The organism is Streptomyces sp. NPDC059874 (assembly GCF_042731135.1).
Classification (GTDB): domain Bacteria; phylum Actinomycetota; class Actinomycetes; order Streptomycetales; family Streptomycetaceae; genus Streptomyces.
In genome coordinates this window covers 49,388-73,455 of the sequence record NZ_JBHWJY010000027.1, presented here as the reverse complement: position 1 = coordinate 73,455, position 24,068 = coordinate 49,388, and the positions used below count along the sequence as shown (strand labels likewise).

Below are 24,068 nucleotides of genomic sequence, written 5' to 3'. Positions count from 1 at the left end.
CCCGCCGGCGCCTCCCCGGGCGCGCCCGCTCAGACTAGACTGCGCGCGGATCAGGCACATGGGGTGGGGGCGGTAGTGGCAACGGACATACGCAAGCCCTCCGTCGCACCCGCGCCGTCGGACGCCGAGGACGAGAGGCAGTGGGGCAGGGTCACCACCCCGCGCACCCTGCTCTCGCGCGCGCTGTCCGTCCCGCTCGCCCTCGGATTCACCGTCTTCCTGCCGCTGTTCGTCGCCGTCCAGACCGGTGACGGCCAGCGCGACGCTGCCTTCTGGCTCCAGCTCCTGCTCACCATGTACGCGGGCGGCCGGCTCTCAGCGATGGTGCTCACGAACCGCCGCAAGCTGCTCCAGGGCTCCTTCTGGCTCTTCGTCTACATGGCCATGGGCGTGGCCCCGCTCGCCCAGGCGGTCCTCGGCCGCGTCCCGACACCGGTCGTCGGTCCGCGTTCCGACCTCACCGTCGCCATCGGGCTGGTCCTGCTCGGCTGTCTCGCCTTCGACGTCGGCGCCCTGCTGGCCCGTCACAGGCCGGCCGGCCGCGCGGGCGGCTCCCAGAAGAAGTCGCGGCCGGTGATGGCCCACCGGCGGCGCCTCCAAGCGCTCACCGCGATCTCGTTCCTGTGTAGCGCCGTCTTCGTCATGAAGCTGGGCGGCCCGGCCGTCTTCTTCTCCAGCCGTCAGGAGATCATCGCGGGCATCGAGGAGGCGGGCATCTCCGACGGCGACGGCCAGGCCGGGCAGGCGCTGCTGCGCGGCTTCGGCACCGTACCGGCGCTGCTCTCGCTGCTGCTGTACACGCGTTGGCTGATCACCTCGAAGTTCGCCCGCCGCAAGGTGTCGATCATCGTCACCTGGTCGGCGCTCGCCGTCCTCAACCTGGTGGTCAACAACCCGATCTCGAACCCGCGCTACTGGTTCCTGACGGTCATGTTCGCGCTGCTGTTCACCGTCTTCCCGGTGAGCGCCGCCATGTACCGGGTGGCGCTGTCGATGGCGGTGATCGTCGCCCTGCTCCTCTTCCCGTTCGCGGACCGCTTCCGCTACGACGAGAAGAACTACAAGCCGGTCGAGACCACGTCCTTCCTGGAGCCGATGGCGCTCAAGGACTACGACCAGATCGGCATGTTCGCGAACACCATCACCTTCTCGAACTCCGGTCCCGGCCATTCCTACGGCCGCCAGCTCGCGGGATCGATCTTCTTCGCGGTGCCGCGCTCGATGTGGCCCGGCAAGCCGCGCGACACCGGCGTGATGGTCGGCCAGTGGATGGGCACGGTCAACACCAACCTCTCGTCCCCGATCTGGGCCGAACTCTGGCTCGACTTCGGCCCGCTGGGCATGGGCGCCGGCCTGCTCGGCATCGGCTACGCCTCGGCCCGGGTGGACCGCCGCTACGCGAAGCGCGCCACCCGGCGCTCCCCACCGGGCAGCCTGATCTCCGTGGTGGTCCCGCTGGTCGCCGGATACTCCTTCATCCTGCTGCGCGGGCCGCTGCTCCAGGCGTCCGGGCGGGTCGCGATCGCGGGCCTGTGCCTCGCGCTCGTGGCCACGTACCGTCAGGACCGGGCCACCACACTGCGCTGACCAACCGCATAACAATCGACGGAAAGTGGGTCGGATGTCCTCCGTTGTCACCCTCGCGGTCGTCGGCGCCGGTGACCGGGGCACCGGTCACGCGCGCTGGGCACTGGCCCATCCGGACCGGGCCCGGGTCGTCGCGGTGGCCGAGCCGCGCACGGTCCGGCGGGACCGGTTCGCGGCCGACCACGGCCTGGACGCCTGGGCGGCGGTGGCGGACTGGTGGGAGCTGGCGGCCCGGGGCCGGATCGCGGACGCGGTCCTCATCTGCACCCTGGACCGGGACCACCTGGAACCGGCCCTGGCCTTCGCCGCGCTCGGCTACCACGTCATGCTGGAGAAGCCGATGGCGCTCACCGAGGAGGAGTGCCGGCGGATCGTGGCGGCGGTGGAGGAGGCCGGGGTGACCCTCGCGGTCGGCCACGTCCTGCGCTACACGCCCTACACGCAGGCGCTGAAGCGCGTCCTGGACTCCGGCCGGCTCGGGGAGATCGTCAGCGTCCAGCACCTGGAACCGGTCGGCTTCTGGCACCAGGCCCACTCGTTCGTCCGGGGCAACTGGCGGCGCGAGGACGAGGCCACCTCCATGCTGATGGCCAAGTCCTGCCACGACCTGGACTGGCTGCAGTACGTGCTCGGGCAACCGCCGGTACGCGTCTCCAGCTTCGGGCGCCTCTCGCACTTCCGGCCCGAGAACAGGCTGGCCGGCGCCGCCGACCGCTGCCTGGACTGCGCGGTGGAGACGAGCTGCGCGTACTCCGCCAAACGCGAGTACGGGGAGCGGCTCGCGCGCGGCGAGCGCGGCTGGCCGCTGGGCGTGGTCGTCGACGAGTTCGCCCCGCAGGCCCTGGAGACGGCCCTGCGGGAGGGGCCGTACGGGCGGTGCGTGTACGCCTGCGACAACGACGTGGTCGACCACCAGGTGGTGGCCATGGAGTTCGCCTCCGGAGCCACCGCCACCTTCACCATGACCGCGTTCACCGAATCGGCGGACCGCCAGACCCGCGTCTTCGGCACCCGCGGCGAACTGCGCGGCGACGGCAGGCAGCTGAGCCTCTACGACTTCCTGACGCGCACCGAGGAGCGGATCGACCTCGCCGGCGACGGGTCGATGGACGCCGCCGGCGGCCACGGGGGCGGCGACGCCGGGCTGATGGGCGCCTTCGTCGCCGCCGTCGCCACCGGCGACCGGGACCTGGTGAAGTCCGGACCGCGGGAGTCCCTGATCAGCCACCTGACGGTACTGGCCGCCGAACGCGCCCGGCTCGCGGGCACCGTCGAGACCGTATAGCCGCCTAGGCGGCGGGGGCGGGGGCGGGCTCGGGGGCGCGGAGGCGGGCCACGCGCAGCCAGCCGGCGGTCGCCTTCGCCGCCGAACCGCCCGCCAGGCCCCACGCGGCGCCCGCCACGCCCCACAACGCGTAGCCGCCCAACAGCAGTCCCACCGCGAGCAGGGAGTAGACCACCTGCAACGACAGCGTGGCCTTCGGGGCGAGCACGCGCAGGGTCAGCAACGCACAGGTACCGAGGCCCATGACGGCGTACTGCGCCCCGGTGGCGGGCAGCAGCGCGGACGCCGCCGACCAGGTGTCGCCGAGCAACCCGCGGCCCAGCCGGTCGGGAAGCGCGTACAGCACCGCCCCCCAGCCCGCGCCGACCGCGGCCAGGACCAGGCCGAGCAGGGCCGTCGCCCGGACGGTGGCCCGCTTGCCGCGCAGCCGCCCGAGGACCGGCGGGGCGAAGGCGTTCGCGGAGTTGAACAGCACGTTCAGCGGCCCGAAGAGGGTGGTCGCGCCCCGGAGCGCACCGACGGCGAGGGGGGTCGCGAAGACGCCCAGGCCCAGGACGGCGAGCTGGCTGGAGCCGTTGCCCACCGCGAACTCGACCACGAACCGCTGCCCCAGGTGACCCCGCCGCAGGTACGGGCGCAGGTCCGCGCGGAAGCCGCGTACGTACGGCCGCAGCAGGTACAGGCCGAGCGTCAGCGCCGGCAGCGCCGAGACGCCCCACACCAGCACCAGCCGCCCCGCCGAGGCCCCTTCGGGCTGGGCGCCCAGCGCCGCGACCACGCACACCAGCCGCAGGGCGTCGGCGGCCAGCGCCCGCTCGGGCGTGCGCAGCGCGGAGAAGCAGTACCGCAGCCCGTCCTGCATGAGCACCAGCGGCAGTACGAGGCCCAGCGCGAGGAAGGCCCGCCCGGTGGCCCCGGGCAGCGCGAGGCCCACGGCCACGAGCACCGCACCGGCGGCGGCCGACGCGGCCCCGGTGAAGCCGGCGGCGGAGCGGCAGTGGGCGCCGAGCCCTTCGCCCTTCTCCAGGACGAGGCTCTGGCCGACGTAGGCCATGTTCAGTCCGAGGAGCACGCTGAAGGTCACGTACACCATCGAGAAGTCGGCGAAGGCGGCCGCCGAGGAAAGCCGGGCGGCCAGGACCAGCACCAGGATGTTCGTGGCGCTGGAGGCTGCCTGGTCCAGGACCGACGCGACCGCCGCGAGGCCGCGCCGGCTCACCGCCGGCCCGGGCGGACGGTGCGCAGGGCGACCGTGTCCGTACCGTCGCCGGGGATGTGCTGTTCCGGCTCGTCGACCTCGTAGGCGAGCGGCTGGGGCTGCGGCCGCGAGGCGGCGGGCGCGGGAGGTTCGGCGGCGGCGGCCCCTTCGCGGGCCTTGCCCCGGCCGCGCTTCTCGTCGGGCAGCGGCGCGTGCAGGACCGCGCCCAGCACGGTGCCGCCGGCGCCGCTGATGAGCTCGCGGATCCGGGACAGGTCGGTGCGGTGCACCGCGCGCGGGTCGCAGACGACCAGGACGCCGTCGACGCGGTCCACGAGGGCGAGGGCGTCGGCGTAGGAGAGCACGGGCGGCGCGAGCACGACGACGGTGGAGTTGGGGGAGTCGGCCTCGGAGATCAGCCGGGTGGCGCGCGAGGAGGTCAGCGAGCGGGCGACGTTGCGGACCCGCTGGCCCGGAATCAGGTCGAAGGCGCCGGACTCGCCCGCGTCCACGACCAGCTGGCGACCGTCGGGCCACTCGGTGTCCCCGTGCTGCGCGGGCGGCTGCCCGGCGGCCTGGCCGCCCGGCGCCCGGCTCCAGCGCGGCCGGCCGCCCGCGTCGGTGGGCAGCTGGCTGGCCAGCACCGGGGTGCGCAGGTCGGCCTCGATGAGCAGCACGTCCTTGCCGGTCTCCGCGAAGGAGGCGGCGAGGTTCACGGACACCGCGGCGGCGATCTCGCTGCTGCCCCGCGGGGCGACGACGAGAAGGCGGCGCCGGTCGGCGAAGCGGGAGTCGTAGGCGAGTCGGAACGCCACGGAGCGGTACTCCTCGGCGAGCCGTGGATCGGCCTCGCCGGCCGCGAGGATCGGCCCGCCGCCCGTCTTGTCCCGGGGCAGGTAGCCGAGTACGGGGGCGCGCAGGGCCCGGGCCACGTCGCCCTCGGAGCGCGGCGCCGGGTCGAAGACGAGCCGGACCCAGGCGGCCAGCAGACCGAGCGCGAGGCCCACGGCCGCGCCGAGGGCGAGCGACATCACGATGCCGGGGCCGTCGGCCCCGGGCGGCGCGGTCGCGGCGCTGGTGACCCGGCCCGGGGTCATGTCGAGGGCCTGGAGCTTGGTGATGTTGCTGTTGAGCGTGTTGACCTTGCTCTGCAGGTCGGTCTTGGACGAGTAGGCCGCGTCGCGCGCGGGACCCGCCGGCATCGCGTTGATCTGCTTGACGAGCTCGTCGAGCTGCTTGGCGACCGGGTCGCGCTGCTCCTGGTAGCCCGTGACCATCTTGTCGCGGGTGGCGTCGAGGGACTCCTGCCGCTTGAGCAGGTACGCCTCCGTCATCGCGTTGGCCCGCTTGGCGGCCTCCTTCGGGGAGGACGCGGTGTAGGTGAAGCGGAGCACCATCGTCTGCGGCGGGTTGGTCACCTGCAGGCCGCTGCGCAGGGAGGCGAAACCGGAGGCGGAGACGCCGAGCTTCTTCGCCGCCTCGTTGGCTATGGAGGAGCTGAGCGCGACCTGGCGCTCCGAGCCGATGTTGATCGCCTTGTCGGGCGCGAGGCTCGGGTTGAACGGGTCGTCGGTGGGCGCGCGCAGCACCACGTCGGCGGTCGCGACGTAGGTGTCGGCCGTGGAGACACCGAGGTAGACGCCGCCCAGCAGTCCGATCCCGATGCCGGCGCCGATGAGCCGGCGGTAGCGCAGGAGCTGTCGGAACTGATCCCGGAGGAGGTCGGGTTCGTCCTCGGCCGGGGCCGCTGCAGGGCGGTTCGTCTCGATCACGGCCGGGGACCCCCAAGTGCTTCGTCTATCAGTGCGTCGATCCGGGCCAGGCCCGCTTCGCGGCTCAGGTGGGCCGCCACGTGGCGCGGTCCGGCCGCTCCCAGTGCGTCCGCACCGTCGGGGTCCTCGGCGAGGATCCGTACGGCCTTCAGCAGGGCCCCGGGATCCTCCGGCGGCACGAGCACCCCCGCGCCCGAGCGTTCCACTTCCTGGGCCGTCCCGCCCTCGGCCGCCACGGAGGCGACTACGGGTCGGCCGGCCTGGAAGTAGGAGGTGAGTTTCGACGGCACGCTCATGTCCAGTACGGCGGCGTGCTGCGTGACCGCGAGCACGTCCGCCGCCGCGAGGATATCGGGGAACTCGTCGTCGGCGGCAGGGGGGAGGATGTCGAGGTTGGGGACGTCGGCGGCGAGTTCGGCCAGGGCCGAGCGCTGGCTGCCGTCGCCCATCAGGACGAAACGCACGTCCGGATCCAGGCGGGCGGCGCCCACGAGGACTTCGAGCCCCTGCTTGAGCCCCATGTTCCCGGAGTGCAGGACGACGGTCTGGCCGGGGGCCCAGCCCAGGTGCCGGCGGGTCTCGGCGCGCGGCTTGGTGGGCTGCGCCACGTGGGACCAGTTGGGGACCAGGCGGATCTTGTCCCGGTCCACGCCCATGCCGACGACCCGGTCCACGAAGGTCTCGTGGATGACGCCGACGAGCGCGGCCCGCTTGAGGGCGTACGCCTCGGCACGGCTCGCGAGGGCGGCCGCCTTGTCGCCGCCGCTGATCCCGCTCTGCGCGGCGGCCGCGCCCATCAGGTCCTGGACGACCGGAATGTAGGGGACCTTCCACTTCGCCGCGAGCCGGGCCGCGAGCACCCCGCCGGCCAGGCTGGGCATCTGGGCGAGGACCGCGTCCGGCTTCGGCATCCGGGGCGGGGCCACGGCGCCGTGCAGCAGAATCGATCCTTCGAACAGGGCCCGCTTCACGGCGGTCTGACGCGGCGGCACGGTGTGTGCACGCCGGTGCACGGTGACCCCCGCGCGCCGTTCCGTGCGCTGGAGCGCCCCCTTGTACTCCGGCTCGATCGACCACGCCGGATAGTGCGGCATGCCCGCCAGCACGTGCGTCTCGTGGCCGAGATCCGCCCAGTGCTCCGCGATCTGGGTGGCGTACGGCCCAATCCCCGCGTGCTCGGGAGCGTAATTCGTGGAAACCAGCAGCAGGCGCCGGTTACCGGATCTCGACACTGAACGTCCCTTCCACCCCTGGATGATGCGCAGGCCACCCTATTCGTTCATCCGCGCGGTACGGAACGTGCACGCTATTGTCGGCTAATCGGTCGCACCGGGGGGTGCGGCCCAGGGGGTAACAGATGACGGAGCGGGACATGTCGGACTTTGGCGAGCCCGCGCGGCGAGACAACACGAGGCCCTACCGGGTCGGTTACGCGCCGGGTGCCTACGATCTATTCCACATAGGACATCTCAACATCCTTCGGCACGCCCGGAGCCAGTGTGACTACCTGGTGGCCGGAGTGGTGTCCGACGAGATGGCCGAACTCGCCAAGGGACGGCGGCCGATGATCCCGCTCGTCGAGCGGCTGGAGATCGTCCGCAGCGTGAAGTACGTGGACGCCGCGTTCGTCGAGACCGTGCCGGACAAGGTGGAGACCTGGAAGCAGGTCCGCTTCGACGTCATCTTCAAGGGAGACGACTGGAGGGGCACCCCCAAGGGCGACAAGCTGGAACGGGACTTCGCCGCCCACGGCGTCGACGTCGTCTACTTCCCGTACACGGTGCACACGTCCAGCACCCAGCTGCGCCGGGCTCTGGACGCGCTGGCCGAAGCCCCCGCCGGCCCGGGCCAGCTCACCGCCGAACTGCGCTGAGCTCCCGGAACCACTTCACGAGGAACGCCGCCAGGAACAACGCGGCGACCGCGCCGAAGGCCGCGTAGGCGCGGGCGAACAGCCCCCCGCCGCCCAGCGGCAGGAAGACCAGGCAGAACACCCCGTAGTCCACGGGCAGCAACGCCACCGCGCGCAGGGTCGACGGCGCCTCGGCGGGGCTGCCCGGAGCCGGCTTGGGCTTGAGCTTCTCGGTCAACAGCCCGCCGAAGTACGTGACCACCGCGGCGAGCTGGAAGCCCAGCGGCACCAGCAGCCAGCCGTCCGAGCCGGTCCCGTACGCCTCGGGGAAGCGGTGGAAGGCGATCAGTACGCAGCTGTGCAGAGCGGTGAGCTTCGCGCAGTCCACGACGTGGTCGAGCCACTCGCCCGCGGCGCTGCCGCCCCCACGCAGCCGTGCCAGTTGGCCGTCGGCGGAGTCGAAGGCGAACCCGAGGGCGAGGAGGGCCCAGACGGCGAGCCCCAACACCCACGACGGCGCGACCACGGCGACCAGGGCCGCGGCGGCGAAACTGAGGGCGGCGCTGATCAGCGTCACCTGGTTCGGCGTGAGCCCGAGCGCGTACGACCCGGCCGCCAGGTACCGCCCGACGGGCCGGTTGACGAACCGGGAGTAGAGCGACACCCCCTTCGCCGACTTCTGCGCCCCGCGCAGCTCTCGCAGCGCGGTTCCGACTCTGCCCATCCGGCAACCCCCTAGGTGACGATGTCGAACACATCATCGCAGGGGGTGGTCGGCGGGAATGCCCGAGCCCACAGTGGGCGCCGTCAGTTCACCACCCGCAGCAACAGCACCGCGCGGGCCGGGACCGTCACCGTCTCCCCGCCCCGGTGCCGGGTGGCCGGGGGAGCGGCCTGGTCCTCCCGGGAGGTGTCCAGGACGACCTCGTACGACCGGGCCCACGGCGCTCCCGGCAGCACCCAGGCCAATGGCCGGTCCCCGGTGTGCAGTAACACCAGGAAGCTGTCGTCCGTGACCTGCCGGCCCCGCTCGTCACGGCCCGGGATGTCCCGCCCCGACAGGTACATGCCCAGCGCGGCGGCCGGCGCGTACCAGTCCCGCTCCGTCATCTCCACGCCCGCCGGGGTGAACCAGGCCAGGTCCCGCAGTCCGTCGGCGCCCTGCGGCCGCCCCGAGAAGAACGCCCGCCGCCGCAGCACCGGATGGGCGTGACGCAGTGAGATCAGCCGGGAGGTCAGGGCGAAGAGCGACTGCCAGGCGGGATCGGACAGCAGCGACCAGTCCACCCAGCCCGTCTCGTTGTCCTGGCAGTACGCGTTGTTGTTGCCGCCCTGGGTGCGCCCGAACTCGTCCCCCGCCACCAGCATCGGCACCCCCGTGGACAGGAGGAGGGTGGTCAGCAGATTGCGCAGCTGCCGCCGGCGCAGGGCGCCGATCCGCGGGTCGACGCCCTCGGGGGGCTCCCCCTCCACCCCGCAGTTCCACGAGCGGTTGTCGTTGGTCCCGTCCCGGCCCGCCTCCCCGTTCGCCTCGTTGTGCTTGCGCTCGTACGACACCAGGTCGCGCAGGGTGAAACCGTCGTGCGCGGTGATGAAGTTGACCGAGGCGTACGGCCGCCGCCCGCCCCACGCGTACAGGTCGCTCGACCCCGACAGCCGGTACCCCAGATCCCGTACGTCGGGCAGCGCACCCCGCCAGAAGTCCCGTACGGCGTCCCGGTAGCGGTCGTTCCACTCCGTCCACAGCGGCGGGAACGCCCCCACCTGGTAGCCGCCCGAGCCCACGTCCCACGGCTCGGCGATCAGCTTGACCCGCCGCAGCACCGGGTCCTGGGCGATCACCGCCAGGAACGGGGACAGCATGTCCACGTCGTGCATCGAGCGGGCCAGCGCCGCCGCCAGGTCGAAGCGGAAGCCGTCCACCCCCATTTCGGTGACCCAGTAGCGCAGGGAGTCCGTGATCAGGCGCAGCACGTGCGGCCGGCCCGCGTGCAGGGTGTTCCCGCAGCCCGTGTAGTCGGCGTAGCGCCGCTGGTCCGACTGGAGCCGGTAGTAGCCCCGGTTGTCGATCCCGCGCAGCGACAGCGTCGGACCCAGCTCGCCCGCCTCCGCCGTGTGGTTGTAGACCACGTCGAGGATGACCTCGATCCCGGCCGCGTGCAGGGCCCGCACCATCCGCTTGAACTCCCCGACCTGCTGGCCGGCCGTCCCGCTGGAGGAGTAGCCCGCGTGCGGGGCGAAGTAGCCGATCGAGTTGTAGCCCCAGTAGTTGCGCAGGTTCCGCCGCAGCAGGTGGTCCTCGTGCGCGAACTGGTGCACAGGCAGCAGTTCCACGGCCGTCACGCCGAGCCGCGTCAGGTGCTCGACCGCCGCCGGATGGGCGAGCCCCGCGTACGTGCCGCGCAGCTCCTCGGGAACACCCGGATGGCGCATCGTGAAGCCGCGCACGTGCAGCTCGTAGATCACCGAATCGGCCCAGGGGGTCTTCGGCCGGACGTCGTCCGCCCAGTCGTCGTCATCGTGGACCACCACCCCCTTGGGCACGAACGGCGCCGAGTCCCGGTCGTCGCGCACGGTGTCCGCGATGTACTGCTGCGGCCAGTCGCGGACGTGCCCGTACACCTCCGGCGGCAGGACGAAGTCACCGTCCACGGCCCGCGCGTACGGATCGAGGAGCAGCTTCGCCGGGTTGTACCGGGCGCCCGTCCACGGGTCCCAGCGGCCGTGCACCCGGAACCCGTACCGCTGTCCGGGGCGCACGCCGGGCACGAAGCCGTGCCAGATCTCGTGCGTGAGCTCGGTCAGCGCGCACCGGGTCTCCGCTCCCTCCGCGTCGAACAGGCACACCTCCACCGCCTCCGCGCCCTGCGCCCACAGCGCGAAATTGGTCCCCGCCGTGCCGTCCGGCCCGTGGTGGAACCGGGCCCCCAGGGGATGCGAGGACCCCGGCCACACCGGTGGCCCCGGGCGCGCGGACGCCCTTGACACCTGGCCCCTGACCTGGCCGTTCGGATGGTTCTCCGGTGGGCCGCCGACCTGCGGTACGGGCGCGGCGAGGCCGCTCCGCACCGCTGGTACGGCGTCCACGACGGCGGCTTCCACCGCCTCTTGCTCGGCTGCGCTCGACACTGCCCGCCTCCACGGCTCCTCGGTACCGGCGGGGGCAGGGGAAATGCGGCCCCGGCGTCCCGGCCCGGGCCCGCCCCCGTCTGGTCCTTCACACTGTTCTGCCCGGCTTGATGTGCCCGGAACGTCGACCGCGCTCACGTTTCCCCCGGAGGGGCCCCGTCGTTGGAGGGATCGTGACACTTCTGACGAGGCGGGCAGGGGCGGGCTTGGCCGCCGTGGCGGCATGGGCGGGCCTGCTCGGCGGCCTGACCGGATGCACCGAGGACGGCCGGTCCCCGGTCGAGATCGCCCTCCCGGGCAAACCCCGCTCGCCGGACGAGGCCATCCGCATCACCCCCGAGGACAACGCCAAGGAGGTCCCGGCCGACCAGCGGCTCATGGTCACCGTGCCCGAGGGCCGGCTGGAACGGGTCGTGGTCACCAAGGTGGAGGACGCGCAGCAGGAGCAGGTCCCCGGCGCCATCGCCGAGGACGGGCTCAGCTGGAGCCCCGACCCGGCGGCCGGCCGGCTCGCGCTCGCGGCCAAGTACACCGTGGACGCCGTCGCCCTCGACGGGCACGACCGGCGCCAGGCCCGGCACACCACCTTCACCACCTACGTCCCCGAGGAACGGTTCATCGGCTACTTCAAGCCCGAGAACCGCTCCACCGTGGGCACCGGCATGATCGTCTCCTTCAACTTCAACCGCGCCATCGAGCGCAAGGTGGACGTGGAACGGGCCATCACCGTCACCTCCGAACCGGCGGTGGAGGTCGTGGGCCACTGGTTCGGCAAGGAACGGCTCGACTTCCGGCCCAAGGAGTACTGGAAGCCCGGCACCCGGGTCACCGTGAAGCTGAACCTGCGCGACATCGAGGGCGCGCCCGGCTCGTACGGCATCCAGGACAAGACGGTCACCTTCACCGTGGGCCGCTCCCAGATCTCCACGGTGGACGCGGCCGCGCACACCATGGAGGTGCGCCGGGGCGGGGAGCTGCTCTCCACCGTGCCGATCAGCGCAGGAGCGCCCAAGACCACCACCTACAACGGGAAGATGGTGGTGATGGAGATGTTCGACGTCACCCGCATGAACGGCCAGACCGTCGGCTTCGGCGGCGAGTACGACATCCCCGACGTGCCGCACGCCATGCGGCTCACCTCCTCCGGGACCTTCCTGCACGGGAACTACTGGCTCAGCCCCGACACCTTCGGCTCCAGCAACATGAGCCACGGCTGCGTGGGCCTGCGCGACGACAGGGGCGGCGGCTCGGACACCCCGGCGGGCTGGTTCTTCGACCGGACGCTGGTCGGGGACGTGGTGGAGGTCGTGAACTCGCAGGACAAGACGGTGGCCCCGGACAACGGCCTGGGCGGCTGGAACATGTCCTGGGCCGACTGGGTGGCCGGCTCCGCCATCGCCTGAGCCGCACGGATGATTCGTGTGATCGGAATGCCGTAGCGGACGAGTGTCCTCCCGCACTCGCGTACGAGGCTCCGCGCAGCCTGGGCACGGCGGATCGACCCGGTCCCACGGACGGAGTGTCATGGCAGGCAGGACAGCAAGGGCAAGGGCGTGGTCGCTCGCACTCGCCGCCGTCGCGGTAATCGCCGCGGCGCCGCCGGCCGACACGGCCCGGGTGGTGCTGCGGCAGACGGACGTGGACACCGGCGCGCCCCTGCGCGGCGCCCGGTTCGAGCTCTGGCGGGAGGCCAACGGCCGGCCCGGGCTGCAGACGGCCGGCGAGGGCGCCGACCGGTTGCGCGGCAGCGGCTGCGTGACCGACTCCAACGGCCTGTGCACGGCCAACCCTCCGGTGGGGGAGACGTACTACTGGCGGCAGACCGCCGCCGCCACCGGCTACGCGCCGCCCGCGGACCCGGTCACCCCCTTCGACCTGGAGCAGGACGACGTCCCGCAGGGCATCGTCCTCAACGTCCCGCAGCGCAGATCGGGCGCGGTGCACCGCGGCGCGATCCGGATCCGGAACCAGGACGCCAAGACCGGCCGGCCGCTGCGGGGCGTGGTGTTCGAGGTCTGGAAGGAGACCAACGGGACCAAGGGGCTCCAGGACCACGGCCTCCATGCCGACCAGCAGACCGGCGGCGCCGGCCGCGCGTCCGACGGTGACGGCGTCTGCGACTTCGAGGGGCTCTCCGACGGCTCGTACTACCGGGTCGAACGGGACGGCCCCGAGGGATACGTCCTGCCGGATCGGCCGGTGACGGGCCCCATGCGCCTGGACGGCGGGACCCCGGGCCGCCGGCTCGTCGTCACGCACCGGCACGGGCGCGACTACTACGGCAAGCTCCCCGACAGACGGGCCCGCTGACCCGGTGGAGTGACCGCGTTCACCCCGCCGGCCCAGCTCCGGGCGCCCTCCCCCCGCCCGGCCGGGTTGGCTGGGAGGCAGGAAGGCCCGGCCGGCGGGCCCGAGGAGGCTCGGATGGCCGCAGGTCGGACGACAGCAGTGGCAGCCCGCGCGGCCGCTCTCGCCGCCGTACTCGCCCTCGCGGGCGCGATCCCCGCGTCGGCGGCGGCCCGGGACCCGGAGCCGGCGACCGCGTGCTGGTCGACCACCGGCCCCTACCAGCGGGAGCTGGAGGCCCATCTGCGCCGGCCGGTCGACGGGACGCAGTCGGTGGCGGACTGCCTCGCCATCCGCTCCTTCCAGTGGAAGAACGGGATCGACCCGGCGGACGGCTACGCGGGCGTGGACACGTACCGCACGATGCTCGTCGTGGCGGCCCGCCCGAACCCCAACGCGGACGGCGACTGTCCCGTCCGCGACTACCGGGTGACCTGCGTCGACCTGGACCGGCAGCTGCTCTGGGTGCAGCGCGACAGCCGGATCGTCTTCCCCGTCGTGCCCATCCGCACCGGCCGGGACGATGACGAGACCCGCCGCGGCTGGCACGAGATCTACTGGCGCAGCAAGGACCACAAGTCCACTTTGTACGACAACGCCCCCATGCCGTACGCCCAGTTCTTCGACGGAGGGCAGGCCATCCACGCCCGCGGCGACTACCTCTACGCCCACGGCGGCTCCGGCGGCTGCGTCAACCTCTCGGACCCGGACGCCGAGCGACTGTGGGACCTGCTCACCGAGGGCGACGCCGTCTACATCTGGGGCACCAAACCGGGCACCGACGACTGACCCCCCGGCACCCGTCCCGAGGCCGCCCGAGGCCGCCCGAGGCTGCCCGAGGCCACCCGAGGCCGGATCGAGAGCGCTCCGCTTCTTGGGACGGAACAGTGACACGACCGTTTCTCTTCGTGATCCCCCCATGTGATTTCCTGTCGACAAGCGCGCGACTGCCCGCGCGCGGGGGACATGGGGAGAACAAGAGTGAACGTGCAGCCGATTCGCGGCCGCGTCCGCACCGGCCTGCCGGCCCTTCTGCTGGGGGCGGCCCTGCTGTTCACCACCGCGTGCAGCGGCGGCGGAGGCGGTAACGGCGGCAGCGGCGGGGACAACGGTGGGGGCACCGGCGGCAAGACCGGTACCGAAGCCTCCAAGGCCGTCGTCAGCGTCAAGCCCGACGACGGGGCGAAGGAAGTCGCCACCAGCGGCGTCCTGAAGATCACCAGCACCGGTGGCAAGCTCACCACGGTGACCGTCGCCGACACCAAGGGCAACGCGGTCGAGGGCAAGCTGGCGGACGACGGCGCGAGTTGGGAGCCCGCCCGCCACCTCGCCTCGGCCACCGAGTACAAGGTGCACGCGGTCGCCAAGGACGAGGCCGGCCGGGAGTCCGCCAAGGACACCACCTTCACCACCCTCACCCCGCAGAACACGTTCATCGGCCACTACACCCCCGAGGACGGCTCGACCGTCGGCGTGGGCATGCCGGTCTCGATCAACTTCACCCGCGGCATCACCAACACCGAGGCCGTCGAGAAGGCCATCACGGTCACGGCCGAACCGGCCGTCCCCGTCGAGGGTCACTGGTTCGGCAACGACCGCCTCGACTTCCGCCCGGAGAAGTACTGGGCCGCCGGCACCACGGTCACCGTGAAGCTCGCCCTCGACGGAGTCGAAGGCCGCCCCGGGGTCTACGGCAAGCAGACCCGCACGGTCACCTTCAAGATCGGCCGCTCGCAGGTCTCCACGGTCGACGCGGGCGAGAAGACCATGGAGGTCGTCCGCGACGGCCAGGTGCTGAAGAACATCCCGATCACCGCGGGCGCCCCGTCGACGACCACCTACAACGGGCAGATGGTCATCAGCGAGAAGTACAAGGTGACCCGGATGAACGGCGCGACCGTCGGCTTCGGCGGCGAGTACGACATCTCCGACGTCCCGCACGCGATGCGGCTGTCGAACTCGGGCACCTTCGTCCACGGCAACTACTGGGCCTCCTCCGGCACCTTCGGTTCGGAGAACGTCAGCCACGGCTGCGTCGGGCTCAAGGACGTGCGCGGCGCGGGCGACAACAACCAGCCCGCCGCCTGGTTCTTCAACGAGTCGCTGATAGGCGACGTGGTCATCGTGAAGAACTCCAAGGACAAGCAGATCGCCCCGGACAACGGCCTCAACGGCTGGAACATGGACTGGGCGGAGTGGATCAAGTAAGTCCACGCGGCAGGTAGTCCGGTGGCCCGGTGCTGTGACCCACAGCACCGGGCCACTTCACGTTAACCGGCGCTAACCTGGCCCGTATGACCATCTCTCTCGAAGTCTCCGAAGGCGTCGGCACCATCCGCCTGGACCGGCCGCCCATGAACGCCCTGGACATCGCCACCCAGGACCGGCTGCGCGAGCTCGCGGTGGAGGCCACCGACCGGGCGGACGTCCGCGCGGTCATCCTCTACGGCGGCGAGAAGGTGTTCGCGGCGGGCGCGGACATCAAGGAGATGCAGGTGATGGACCACGCGGCGATGGTCGCCCGGTCCCGCGGCCTGCAGGACGCCTTCACGGCGGTGGCCCGCATCCCCAAGCCCGTCGTCGCGGCCGTCACCGGCTACGCCCTCGGCGGCGGTTGCGAGCTCGCGCTGTGCGCCGACTACCGGATCGCCGCCGACAACGCGAAGCTCGGCCAGCCCGAGATCCTGCTCGGCCTGATCCCGGGCGCGGGCGGCACCCAGCGGCTCTCCCGGCTGGTCGGCCCGTCCAAGGCCAAGGACCTGATCTTCACCGGGCGCATGGTCAAGGCCGACGAGGCGCTCGCCCTCGGCCTGGTCGACCGGGTCGTGCCCGCCGCCGAGGTGTACGAGCAGGCGCACGCCTGGGCCGCCAAGCTGGCCCAGGGCCCGGCGCTCGCGCTGCGCGCCGCCAAGGAGTGCGTGGACGCCGGTCTGGAGGCCGACATCGACACCGGGCTCACCATCGAACGCAACTGGTTCGCGGGCCTGTTCGCCACCGAGGACCGCGAGCGCGGCATGCGCAGCTTCGTCGAAGAGGGCCCGGGCAAGGCGAAGTTCGTCTAGGTCGCCCTGTCGGGGCTCCTCCCTGGGGGTGGATTAGCCAGGCCTTAAGGCAGCCTTAAGCAGAACCGGTGATCCACTCACCGTGATCGCTCCCGTGCGGTGCGTAACGGCAGGTCAGGGTGGGTATTGCGACCCTCCTCATGCCTGCCGCATATGACAGGACACCCCCTTGGATTCGTTGAATCCGGGGGGTGTTTTCCTGTGGAACGGCCCGGAGGGGCGGTGCGGCCGTCCATGATGGGTCCATGGCGGGCCTGGAGGGTGTGGAACAGCCGCGGCAGCGCAGTGGCGCTTCGGCCGTGCGGCTCACGGCGGCTCTTGAGGACGAACAGGGCCTCAAGGCGCTGGAGTCGTACGGGAATCCGGCCGAGGCCGAAGTGACGCTGCCGTCCATGCCGGAGTCGGCGAGCACGGCTCGCCGACTCACCCAGTGCGTGGTGATCCGCCTCTGGGGACTCTCGCCGCAGACCGCCGAGCACGCCGTCCTGCTGGTCTCGGAGCTCGTCGGCAACGCGGTCCGGCACACCGGAGCCCGCTCCTTCGGCTTACGCATGCTGCGCCGGCGCGGCTGGATCCGCGTGGAGGTGCGCGATCCCTCGCGAGGGCTGCCCTGTCTGATGCCGGTCCACGAGTTGGACACCACCGGCCGGGGGCTCTTCCTCGTCGACAAGCTCTCCGACCGCTGGGGCGCCGACCTGTTGCCCCGCGGCAAGATCACCTGGTTCGAGATGCGGGTCGCCGACCGCCAGAACGCCTGAAGCCCCCGGGGCGCCGTGGTGGGGCGGTGCGGGGGCTTCATGAAGGTGCCGAGGATCGAAGGGGGTGTGATCCTCGGCGTGGCGACTTCGCTCGGGTCAATGGGAAGTCGTGGCTCCGACTATGGCAGACGAGGGCTCAAACGCCAAAAGTCCTTACTCGGACATAAGTGTGCAAATCAGAAGACTTTCAGGTTAAATCCTAGGTGAGGTGGGCCACTCGCCTGTCATTCGATGAATAAATATCGAACGGTACGTGTGAATCGTTGCCCGGATAGCGGACGGGACCCCTTCGGGAGCCCTTCCGGCGAACGTCCCGAATTGGGTCAATCATTACCTTCCGGGTCATCCACCCCTTAAATGGGCAGGTGCTCTCACATCCAGGCCGTCGCGCGGCCCTGCGCGCGGCCACTCTCGGCATGGCCGGCGCGGCGGCGGCCGGCCTCACCGCCGGCTGCGGATCGGGCCGCTCCGCCACAGCTCCCTCCGCCCCGCCCCCGGGGCAGCCGGCCAGACCGGCCCTGCCGGCTCGGGTCGCCGCGGCCTCCCCGCGCCGGTTCGCCGGGCAGCCCGTCGAGATCGGGCACGGTCCGCGCGACCGCCCCCGCGTCGCCCTCACCTTCCACGGCAACGGGGACCCCGCCATCGCCCGGGCGGTCCTGGCCGAGGCCGAGAAGGCGGGCGCGCGGGTGACCGTACTGGCGATCGGGAGCTGGCTCGACGCCCACCCGGACATGGCCCGCCGGGTCCTCGACGGCGGCCACGAGCTCGGCAACCACACCCAGCGCCACCTCGCGATCAACGAGCTGCCGGAGGCGGAGGCCTACGCCGAGATCACCGGCTGCGCCCAGCGGCTCAAGCGCCTCACGGGCTCCATCGGCACCTGGTTCAGGCCCTCGCAGACGCAGTACGCGACCCCGCTCGTCCGCAAACTGGCCCAGCGGGCCGGGTACCCGCACGTCCTCTCGTACGACGTGGACTCCCTCGACTTCACCTCGCCCGGCGCCGCGGCCGTCATCCGCACCGTCACCGGGACGATCCACGGCGGATCGGTGGTGAGCCTGCACTTCGGCTACGCGGACACGGTCGACGCGATGCCTCCCCTCCTCGAAGAACTCGCGCGCCGCAAGCTGCGCGCGGTGACCACCACGGAGCTGCTGACCCCATGACGACCATCCGCCTTCCCCGGAAGGCCACCGTGCTGCTCGCCGGTCTGGTCCTCGCCGCCCTGGCCGGCTGCGGATCAGCCGACAAGGGGCCCGCCGAGGCCATGGGCACGAAGGGCCCGGCCAAGCCCGTCAAGGCCGTACCCGCCGCCCCGCCCGGCCTCGCCGGCATGCCGCCCGTCCTCGACCCCAACGACGTCTACGCGGCGGACCGGCCGAACAAGCTCTCCCCGGTGGTCAAGGACTTCCCGTCCCGCGTCTACGTGCCGAACACCAACTCCAACACGGTGTCCGTCATCGACCCGGCGACCTACCAGGTCATCGACACCATCCCGGTCGGCGTCCAGCCCCAGCACGTGGTCCCGTCCTGGGACATGAAGACCCTGTGGGTCAACAACAACCGGGGCCACACGCTCACTCCGATCAACCCGGCCACCGGCGAGGCCGGCAAGCCGGTCGAGGTGCACGACCCGTACAACCTGTACTTCACGCCCAACGGCAAGTACGCGATCGTCATGGCCTCGATGGACAAGGAACTGGTCTTCCGCGACCCGCACACGATGGACCGCGTGAAGACCGTCCCGGTGAGCTGCTACGGCGTCAACCACGCCGACTTCTCCGCCGACGGCCGCTACTTCATCGTGAGCTGCGAGTTCTCCGGCGAGCTCCTCAAGGTCGACACCGAGAAGATGGAGGTCATCGGGCAGCAGAAACTGCCCTTCGAGGGCGCCATGCCGCAGGACGTCAAGGTCTCGCCGGACGGCAAGACCTTCTACGTCGCCGACATGATGGCGCACGGCATGTGGGTGCTCAGCGGCGACAAGTTCGAGACCCCCAAGCTGCTGCCCACGGGCCAGGGCTGCCACGGCCTGTACGTGAGCCGCGACTCCAAGGAGATGTACGTCTCCAACCGGGGTGAAGGCACCATCTCGGTCTTCAACTTCCCGCAGAACAAGCTCACCAAGAAGTGGACGCTGCCCGACGGCGGCAGCCCCGACATGGGCGGGGTCTCCGCCGACGGTCAGGTGCTGTGGCTGTCGGGCCGCTACAACTCCGAGGTCTACGCCATCGACACCGTGACCGGGAAGCAGCTCGCCCGGATCCCGGTGGGCGGCGGCCCGCACGGCCTGGCCGTGTACCCGCAGCCCGGCCGCTACTCGCTCGGCCACACCGGCATCTTCCGGTAGCCGACGCGGAAAACGATGGGGCCCGGGAGCTCGCACGGCTCCCGGGACCCAGTCCGTGCTACCAGGCGACGGGCAGTCGCTCCGGTAGACGCTTGATGAAACCGGTACGCCAGACGAGGTTCTCCACCGGGACCGCCAGCCGAAGCGCGGGCAGCCGCTCGACGAGCACCTCCAGCGCGATCTCGGCGTGCGCCCGGCCCAGCGCGGAGGCCGGGCAGAAGTGCCGGCCGGCGCCGAAGGCGAGGTTCGCGTTCTTGCTCTCGCGCTCCAGGTCCAGCTCGTTCGGGTTCTCGAAGGCCGCGGGGTCGAAGTTCGCCCCCTCCAGGAGGACGAGCACCAGCTCGCCCTCCTTCACCAACACGTCGCCGACCCGGACGTCGGCCAGCGCGATGCGCGGCAGGCCGTCGCCGACCGACAGGTTCCAGCGCAGCAGCTCCTCGACGGCCCGGCCCATGCGCTCGGGATGCCGGCGCAGGTACCCGATGAGTTCGGGCTGCTGGAGCAGCGCGAGGACCGCGAGGGTCAGGAAGGCGGAGGTGGACACCGCGCCCGCCCCGAAGAGCGAGACGGCGACGGTGGCGAACATGTCGTCGGTCAGGTGCGCCGACTCCGGGTCCGCCTCCTTCAGCCCGGCGAACCTTCCGAGGAGCCCCGTACGCTCCTCGGCGGGCAGCGCGAGCTGTACGTTCAGCTGCTCGGCGAAGTAGCCGACGTCCTTGTACCAGTTGAGGGCCGAGTCGGGGAACGGCTCGCGTGCGGTCATGAACGCGATGTCCAGGCCCGACATCAGCCGGCGCCAGTCCTCGAAGGGCACCCCGAGCACCTGGCAGTGCATGGCCGCCGAGAAGGGGTCGGCGAAGCGGGCCCTGAGGTCGGCCGGGCCTCCCTCGGCGACGATCCGGTCGACGAGCTCGCCGGCCGTGGCGCGCAGCCGCTCCTGGAGCCCCTTCCGGCGCGGGTTGAGGGCCTTCATCACGGCGTCGCGCAGGCCCGCGCTGTTGATGTTGCCCATGTTGTTGACGACCTCGGGCGGGATCGTCAGTGCGTACTGGCGCGGGACCCCGGCGTTCGCCGTGTCCTTGAGGCTGAAGCGATCGTCCTCCAGTACCTGCTTGGCCAGCGCGTAACTGCTCACCAGCCAGGCCGGGTCCCCGGTGAGGGTGCGCACCTTGGCGACCGGAGCCTTCTCGCGCAGCCAGGCGCACTCCTCCGGCAGGACGTCCCCGCGCCGCGAGAGCGGGAAGTCGAGGAGCGGCCGCCCCTCCGGGGCATCCGGGCCGCCCGGCCCCGCCGGGCCGTCAAGCTGCTCGACGCTCATCGGCGTCCCCTTCCGGCGCTGCGTGCTGGTGGACGGTGGCGTTCTCGGGCCGGACGACGGCGTACGCCTGGTTGCGGGTCGCGCGCAGTCCCCCGCCGCGCGCGAAGAGGACGTCCGTCAGCGGCATCCTGACGTGGTACGCGGCCACGGAGGACGGCACGTCGAGGATGCTCGGGGTGTCCACGAAGAACGGCAGCTCGGCTGCCATGTAATCGAAACAGATCCGCAACTGCTCGTCGGTGATGGATTCACCTTCCGGCAACTTCGATCCGACAAAATGCAAGGCCATCTGCTCGCAGCCCTTGCGGAATTCGTCGTCGGTCTCCAGGAAATGCAGAACGCGGCGGTGCAGTAGCTGGTAAATAGGGTTCGACTGGAACTCGGAAAGCGCCCTCACGCGGATTTCGGCCTGCGGAGAAGTCAACTCCGCCACGCCTTTGAGGATCCTGCGACGGACCGCTTTGATCTCCTTCGTCGCGCGCTTCTCCGCATGCTCCCGGGTGTAGCCGAAGGCGGCGAACATCCGGTCCACGTGGAGGTCCGCGTAGACGAAGTCGACTTGCGCGAAGCGGTTGGCGGCCCACTGGGCGAGGCCGGCGATGCGCTCGGAGCTGAAGTAGCTGTTTCCCGGGCTCACTCCTATGAGCACATGGTCGCCGTCGTCCCAGATATGTCGGCAGGTGCGGGTGAAGGGCAGAACTTCGAATGATGCGTCGCTTGTGATCGCCATCGGCATGATCGCCCTTTATGCCACTAGTCCCTGGGAGCCCTGCGCTCCTGGTGTGGCGGCAATGCCGTTACGTTATGCGCTGATCCCGGAGCGTGACAAGAGGGTGCCGGATTTGTTGGGTGGAATTATAGATTCCGCATCATGCGGAGGAAATGGAATTTCTGTCTGCCGCTCGAACGGGACCCGAGGCGGGTGGGGATCCGGGCGGCCGCTACCCTGAGCCGGTCAACAAGCACCAAGAAGGGGTGGACCCAGTGGCGGACATCGAGAGCGCACGGACGACGTTCGGCAAGTTCGACGTGAACGGTGACGGCTTCGTCACGGCGGACGAGTTCAAGGCGGCCATGGCGGCCATGGGCGACCCGTTCGTCACCGGCCCGATAGCGGACGCCGTGATCGCGTCGAAGGACGCGAACGGCGACGGCCTGCTCAGCTTCGACGAGTTCTGGGCCTCCCTGAACAAGTAGGCGTCACGAGCGGCCGGTCACCCCTCGGGGGTGACCGGCCCCGTCATGTCCTCGACCTCGGCCAGCGCCTCCTCCAGCCAGTGCAGCCAGAAGGTCTCCAAGGCGATCCCGCCGTGCAGGACGAGCCGGCGCAGCCGGTCCTCCACGGCGTCGCGCCCGGGCGGGAAGTCCTTGTCCTCGATGGCCTCGTACTGGGCCAACTGCCGCTGGTGCAGCTCCAGATGGCGCCGCAGCTCGGTCCCGAGCCCCTGTGGCCCCACGACGCCCGCCGCGCGGATGCGCAGCAGCAGCGGATCGCGCATGGGCTTGGGGTCCTGGCTCTCGCCGACCCACCGCGCGAGCTCCGCGCTGCCGGCCGGCAGGACCTCGTACTCCTTCTTCTGCCCACGCAGCGGCACCTCGCTGGGCAGCTCCCGGATCAGCCCGGACTCCTCCAGCCGGCCCAGTTCCCGGTAGATCTGCTGGTGCGTCGCCGACCAGAAGAACCCGATCGACTTGTCGAACCGCCGGGTCAGCTCCAGCCCCGACGAGGGCTTTTCGAGCAGGGCGGTGAGGATGGCGTGCGGGAGGGACATGGCGCCATCCTAGGTTTGCCGGGCCCGCGACAGCTCCGGCACGATCCGAAAGAGGAGACCTACGGGGTTGCCGCGAGCCTGCCCAGGTCCTCCGGCGTGCGGGGGCCGGGTGTTCCGGCGGCCAGCAGCCCGTGGGCGCGCAGCACGGCCGTCACCGTCGGGGACCAGGCCTGGCGCAGGCCCGCCTCGGCGAGCAGGGCCGGGTCCGAGAGCAGGGTCCCGGCCGGGCCCACGCGGATGCCCGCAGGGGTGAGCACCGCCGCGTCGTCGGCCCAGCGCACCGCCAGGTCCACGTCGTGCGTGGCCATCACCACCGTCGTGCCGGCGGCCCGCAGGCCCGCCAGGACGTCGAGCAGCCGTTCCTGCCCGTCCGGGTCCAGCCCGGCCGTCGGCTCGTCCAGGATCAGCACCCGCGGAGCCATCGCCACCGCCCCCGCGATCGCCGCGCGCTTGCGCTGCCCGTACGAGAGGAGGTGCGTCGGGCGGTCCCGCAGCGCCGTGATGTCCAGCGCGGCCAGCGCCGACTCGACGCGCTCGCGGACCTGCGGAATCGGCAGCCCCAGGTTCATCGGCCCGAAGGACACGTCCTGTTCCACCGAGGCCGCGAACAGCTGGTCGTCCGGGTCCTGCACGACCAGCTGCACCGCCGTCCGCAGCCGGGTCAGGCCCGCGCGGTCGTACGTCACCTCCGCGCCGTCCAGGCGCAGCGCGCCCGGGCCCGGCCGCAGGCCGCCGCTCAGCAGCCGCATCAGCGTGGTCTTGCCGGAGCCGTTGCGGCCCAGCAACACCAGCGCCCGGCCTTCGACGATCCCGAAGTCCACCCCGGACAGCACGGCGGGCCCGTCCTCGTACGCGTAGCCCGCGCCCACCAGCTCCACCAACGGCCTCACAGGTACAGCTCCTTCAGTACGAGGGTCACGGCCACCAGGGCCACGAGCAGGGCGGCGGACCAGGCCAGGAACCGCCAGGACAGCGCCGCCTCCGGCACGAGCACCCGCAGCGCGCCGTCGTAGCCGCGGCCCGCCAGGCCCGACTGGAGCCGCCCCGCGCGGTCGAAGGCCCGTACGAACGAGGTCGCGGCGAGCCCGGCCACCGAACGCCAGGCCGCCGCCCGGCCGGTGTTGCCCAGGCGGGCCGCCTGCGCCTGGCGGATCCGGGTCAGGGAGTCGAGCAGCAGGAACGCGATCCGGTACATGACCAGGGCCACGTCCACCACCGGGGCCGGCACTCCCGCCCGGACCAGCCGGGGGAGCACGTCCGACACCGGAGTGGTGAAGGCGAACAGCAGCACGCCGAGCGAGGCCGCGGAGGTGCGCAGCAACAGCTCGACGGCGTGCCGGGGGCCGTCGGGGGCGAGTGCGACCCACCCCGCGGGCCCACCGACCGCGAACAGCAACGGCAGCGCCCCGGTGAAGCAGAAGCCGAGCGGGATCCGGAAGGCCCGCCACAGCTGCCGCCGGGGCACCCCGGCGGGGCCGAGCAGCACGGCGAGCGTGGCGGCGCCCACCAGCGGCCCCCCGGGCCAGGGCGGCAGGCACACCGCGGTCACCGTCAGCCCGATCCCCAGCAGGGCCTTCTCCAGCGGGTGGCGGCGCCGCCAGCGGCTGCCGTGCGCCGCCGCGTCGATCGGCAGCACCGC

Annotated in this window: 22 protein-coding genes; 12 read left to right on the top strand and 10 right to left on the bottom strand. The window is 71.7% G+C overall.

Annotated features, from left to right (window positions below; all coding sequences use genetic code 11):
* The first annotated feature begins 75 nt into the window (after positions 1-75).
* The gene (locus ACFV9H_RS17990) at positions 76-1,587 is read left to right on the top strand and encodes a hypothetical protein (RefSeq protein WP_385398928.1); all 1,512 of its coding nucleotides are present in this window, start codon (positions 76-78) and stop codon (positions 1,585-1,587) included.
* 34 nt (positions 1,588-1,621) lie between these two features.
* Positions 1,622-2,872 carry a Gfo/Idh/MocA family protein gene (locus ACFV9H_RS17985; protein ID WP_385398926.1) on the top strand — a complete coding sequence of 417 codons (1,251 nt, stop codon included), beginning with the start codon at positions 1,622-1,624 and terminating at the stop codon, positions 2,870-2,872.
* Between the two features lie 4 nt (positions 2,873-2,876).
* Here ACFV9H_RS17985 and ACFV9H_RS17980 read toward each other — a convergent pair whose 3' ends face one another.
* The 3 genes from ACFV9H_RS17980 to ACFV9H_RS17970 are packed head-to-tail and all read right to left on the bottom strand — an operon-like array spanning position 2,877 to position 7,044.
* Positions 2,877-4,091, bottom strand: a complete 1,215-nt coding sequence (locus ACFV9H_RS17980) for a hypothetical protein (RefSeq protein ID WP_385398924.1) — start codon at positions 4,089-4,091, stop codon at positions 2,877-2,879.
* On the bottom strand, positions 4,088-5,842 hold the full coding sequence (locus tag ACFV9H_RS17975) for a lipopolysaccharide biosynthesis protein (RefSeq protein ID WP_385398921.1): 1,755 nt from the start codon (positions 5,840-5,842) through the stop codon (positions 4,088-4,090). Before ACFV9H_RS17975 ends, ACFV9H_RS17980 begins: the two co-directional genes overlap by 4 nt.
* Entirely contained in the window at positions 5,839-7,044 is a 1,206-nt protein-coding gene (locus ACFV9H_RS17970; RefSeq protein WP_385398964.1) for a glycosyltransferase, read from the bottom strand. The genes ACFV9H_RS17975 and ACFV9H_RS17970 overlap by 4 nt, the downstream gene beginning before the upstream one ends.
* A 170-nt stretch (positions 7,045-7,214) precedes the next feature.
* On the opposite strand from ACFV9H_RS17970, the gene ACFV9H_RS17965 reads away from it, so the two are divergent.
* Positions 7,215-7,715: an adenylyltransferase/cytidyltransferase family protein gene (locus ACFV9H_RS17965; RefSeq protein ID WP_385398919.1), complete on the top strand. Its 501-nt coding sequence runs from the start codon at positions 7,215-7,217 to the stop codon at positions 7,713-7,715.
* Here ACFV9H_RS17965 and ACFV9H_RS17960 read toward each other — a convergent pair.
* A complete protein-coding gene (locus tag ACFV9H_RS17960) occupies positions 7,696-8,418 on the bottom strand; it encodes a CDP-alcohol phosphatidyltransferase family protein (protein ID WP_385398917.1) in 723 nt (240 codons plus the stop codon). The two genes, ACFV9H_RS17965 and ACFV9H_RS17960, sit on opposite strands and share 20 nt — an antisense overlap.
* An 83-nt stretch (positions 8,419-8,501) precedes the next feature.
* Positions 8,502-10,823, bottom strand: a complete 2,322-nt coding sequence (glgX, locus tag ACFV9H_RS17955) for a glycogen debranching protein GlgX (RefSeq protein ID WP_385398914.1) — start codon at positions 10,821-10,823, stop codon at positions 8,502-8,504.
* Between the two features lie 182 nt (positions 10,824-11,005).
* Here glgX and ACFV9H_RS17950 point away from each other — a divergent pair, with 182 nt between their 5' ends.
* The 8 genes from ACFV9H_RS17950 (at position 11,006) to ACFV9H_RS17915 (ending at position 19,339) form a co-directional block, all read left to right on the top strand.
* Positions 11,006-12,226 (top strand): Ig-like domain-containing protein, encoded by a 1,221-nt coding sequence (locus tag ACFV9H_RS17950; RefSeq protein WP_385398962.1) that lies wholly within the window; start codon positions 11,006-11,008, stop codon positions 12,224-12,226.
* Positions 12,227-12,347: 121 nt separating this feature from the next.
* Positions 12,348-13,133 (top strand): collagen binding domain-containing protein, encoded by a 786-nt coding sequence (locus ACFV9H_RS17945; RefSeq protein ID WP_385398911.1) that lies wholly within the window; start codon positions 12,348-12,350, stop codon positions 13,131-13,133.
* A gap of 114 nt (positions 13,134-13,247) precedes the next feature.
* A complete protein-coding gene (locus ACFV9H_RS17940; RefSeq protein ID WP_385398909.1) occupies positions 13,248-13,958 on the top strand; it encodes a L,D-transpeptidase family protein in 711 nt (236 codons plus the stop codon).
* Between the two features lie 177 nt (positions 13,959-14,135).
* On the top strand, positions 14,136-15,377 hold the full coding sequence (locus tag ACFV9H_RS17935; protein WP_385398907.1) for an Ig-like domain-containing protein: 1,242 nt from the start codon (positions 14,136-14,138) through the stop codon (positions 15,375-15,377).
* 86 nt (positions 15,378-15,463) lie between these two features.
* Positions 15,464-16,231, top strand: a complete 768-nt coding sequence (locus ACFV9H_RS17930) for an enoyl-CoA hydratase-related protein (protein WP_365166003.1) — start codon at positions 15,464-15,466, stop codon at positions 16,229-16,231.
* Positions 16,232-16,476: 245 nt separating this feature from the next.
* Entirely contained in the window at positions 16,477-16,989 is a 513-nt protein-coding gene (locus tag ACFV9H_RS17925) for an ATP-binding protein (protein ID WP_385398905.1), read from the top strand.
* A 416-nt stretch (positions 16,990-17,405) separates the two neighbouring features.
* Positions 17,406-18,155: a polysaccharide deacetylase family protein gene (locus ACFV9H_RS17920; protein WP_385398959.1), complete on the top strand. Its 750-nt coding sequence runs from the start codon at positions 17,406-17,408 to the stop codon at positions 18,153-18,155.
* Entirely contained in the window at positions 18,152-19,339 is a 1,188-nt protein-coding gene (locus tag ACFV9H_RS17915; protein ID WP_385398903.1) for a YncE family protein, read from the top strand. The genes ACFV9H_RS17920 and ACFV9H_RS17915 overlap by 4 nt, the downstream gene beginning before the upstream one ends.
* Before the next feature lie 58 nt (positions 19,340-19,397).
* Here ACFV9H_RS17915 and ACFV9H_RS17910 read toward each other — a convergent pair whose 3' ends face one another.
* Both ACFV9H_RS17910 and ACFV9H_RS17905 read right to left on the bottom strand, forming a co-directional pair.
* Entirely contained in the window at positions 19,398-20,657 is a 1,260-nt protein-coding gene (locus ACFV9H_RS17910; protein WP_385398900.1) for a cytochrome P450, read from the bottom strand.
* On the bottom strand, positions 20,638-21,393 hold the full coding sequence (locus tag ACFV9H_RS17905) for a tRNA-dependent cyclodipeptide synthase (protein WP_385398897.1): 756 nt from the start codon (positions 21,391-21,393) through the stop codon (positions 20,638-20,640). Before ACFV9H_RS17905 ends, ACFV9H_RS17910 begins: the two co-directional genes overlap by 20 nt.
* A 248-nt stretch (positions 21,394-21,641) precedes the next feature.
* Here ACFV9H_RS17905 and ACFV9H_RS17900 point away from each other — a divergent pair, with 248 nt between their 5' ends.
* Positions 21,642-21,854 (top strand): EF-hand domain-containing protein, encoded by a 213-nt coding sequence (locus ACFV9H_RS17900; RefSeq protein WP_365166016.1) that lies wholly within the window; start codon positions 21,642-21,644, stop codon positions 21,852-21,854.
* Between the two features lie 17 nt (positions 21,855-21,871).
* Here ACFV9H_RS17900 and ACFV9H_RS17895 read toward each other — a convergent pair whose 3' ends face one another.
* Genes ACFV9H_RS17895 through cbiQ form a run of 3 tightly spaced genes read right to left on the bottom strand, consistent with a single transcriptional unit; the run spans position 21,872 to position 24,065 of the window.
* Positions 21,872-22,429 carry a PadR family transcriptional regulator gene (locus tag ACFV9H_RS17895; protein WP_385398894.1) on the bottom strand — a complete coding sequence of 186 codons (558 nt, stop codon included), beginning with the start codon at positions 22,427-22,429 and terminating at the stop codon, positions 21,872-21,874.
* A gap of 59 nt (positions 22,430-22,488) precedes the next feature.
* Positions 22,489-23,319: an ATP-binding cassette domain-containing protein gene (locus ACFV9H_RS17890; protein ID WP_385398892.1), complete on the bottom strand. Its 831-nt coding sequence runs from the start codon at positions 23,317-23,319 to the stop codon at positions 22,489-22,491.
* Positions 23,316-24,065, bottom strand: a complete 750-nt coding sequence (cbiQ, locus tag ACFV9H_RS17885; protein WP_385398889.1) for a cobalt ECF transporter T component CbiQ — start codon at positions 24,063-24,065, stop codon at positions 23,316-23,318. The genes ACFV9H_RS17890 and cbiQ overlap by 4 nt, the downstream gene beginning before the upstream one ends.
* Positions 24,066-24,068: the final 3 nt, after the last annotated feature.